1 protein-coding gene is annotated in these 1250 nt (G+C 69.0%); it reads left to right on the forward strand.

The annotated features are described in order from the left end of the window. On the forward strand, positions 1 to 1214 hold a 1214-nt coding region (locus tag ABZ826_RS39395), incomplete at its 5' end, for a transposase (RefSeq protein WP_361459415.1). Positions 1215 to 1250: the final 36 nt, after the last annotated feature.

Here is a 1250-nt window from a genome sequence, read left to right on the forward strand (position 1 = left end):
AGGCGGTACGCGCCGCACTGGAAGAAGTCGCCGGCACCTCCCCCCATCTGCTGGACGAGCTGGTCGACGAGGACTGGGGGCGCCGCTACGGCCGACCGGTCCGCCTGGGCAAGAACCCCACCAAGCCCAAGACCCGGATCCTCACCACCGGAAACGACGCGGTCCGGCTCCTGGAACACCTCTACCGGCAGGGAGCAGACCGCACGTCCGGCCCTCGTATCCAGGCGCTGCGGCAGATCGTGGTGCAGAACTACCACCGTGACGCCGCAGGACACCTGCGCTGGCGCACCATCGAGACGGAAGGCGGGCCCGGGCTGCCGCCCTCGTCCCGGGCGATCGTCTCTCCCTACGACATCTCGGCCCGCTACGCGCGTCACGGACACATCATCAGCTGGAAGGGGTTCTCCGCTCACCTGACGCAGACGTGTGCTCCCGACGGTCCCAACGTGATCACGGACGTGGCCACCACCGCGGCCACCACACACGACAGCAAGGTCCTGCCCGGCATCCACACTCGCCTGCACCGCCGCGGCCTGCTACCCGCCGAGCACCTGGTCGACAGCGGCTACACCTCCCTGATCCACCTGGACCAGGCCGCTCGACAGCATCAGGTCACCGTCACCGGTCCGCTGCCGGGCAACCCCACCCGCCAGCACCGCCGAGGCGAGGGCTTCGGCCGGGATGACTTCCACATCGACTACGAGCGCCGGCAAGTGACTTGTCCCCAGGGCCAGGTCAGCCGGGGCTGGCACGGCCCCTACCCGACATCCTCGCCCACTGCGGCCCCGCTGATCGTGGCACGGTTCACCAAGGGCCAGTGCCACCCCTGCCCGGCCCGCGCCCAGTGCACCACCTCTCGCGAAGGCGCCCGCAACGTCGGCTTTCCTCCGCGAGAACTCCGCGACCTGCAACTCCGCGTCCGAACCGAGCAACAAACGCCCGAATGGAAGACCCGCTACGCGGTCCGCTCCGGAGTGGAGGGCACGGTCAACGAGTTCGCCCACGGACACGGCATGCGCCGCTGCCGCTATCGAGGGCAGGACAAGGCTCACATCCAGCATGTCCTGACCGCCATCGCCGTCAACATCGAGCGCCTCAGCGGACTGCCGCCGACAGGGGAAGCGCCCCCACCCCGCCAGCCGACCGCTTTCCAGAACTACCTCGATCAGCACACGATCCCCCGGCCGAGGTCCTGGCGAACCCTGGGCAGCTGACCTCGGCAACTCCAAGATCCCCGACAGAGTCAAGCT

It is taken from the genome of Streptomyces sp. NPDC047515 (genome assembly GCF_040643055.1).
Classification (GTDB): Bacteria; Actinomycetota; Actinomycetes; order Streptomycetales; family Streptomycetaceae; genus Streptomyces.